General features: G+C 48.3%; 1 protein-coding gene. It reads right to left on the bottom strand.

Features of this window, described 5'->3' with window-relative positions; translation table 11 throughout:
- Positions 1 to 203 (bottom strand): DUF436 family protein (locus tag AOA60_RS32335; protein WP_256592873.1); only part of this gene is annotated, 203 nt, incomplete at its 3' end.
- Between the last annotated feature and the right edge of the window lie 29 nt (positions 204 to 232).

Genomic DNA, 232 nt, shown 5'->3' with positions numbered 1-232 from the left:
CTGACAGGTACTGCGACCCTTTTTAAATGCATGCCGATGAGTGTATTCCCAATGTCAATACCCGCTTCTGCAACTACTTCCTCTACCATCACAGGGCTCTGCATTTTTCCAAAAACATATGTTGCCATCGCTCCACCAGCGTTCGCTGCTGGAATAACAGCGACTTCTTCTAACTGTCTTGATAAAGCAACTTGCTCCTCCACTACGAGTGCTCGGTTCAGGTGCTCACAGC

It is taken from the genome of Pseudomonas sp. 2822-17 (genome assembly GCF_002742485.1).
Lineage (GTDB): Bacteria > Pseudomonadota > Gammaproteobacteria > Pseudomonadales > Pseudomonadaceae > Aquipseudomonas > Aquipseudomonas cyclaminis.
The sequence above is the reverse complement of the archived record's forward strand: the minus strand, read 5'-3'. Positions and strand labels throughout refer to the sequence as shown.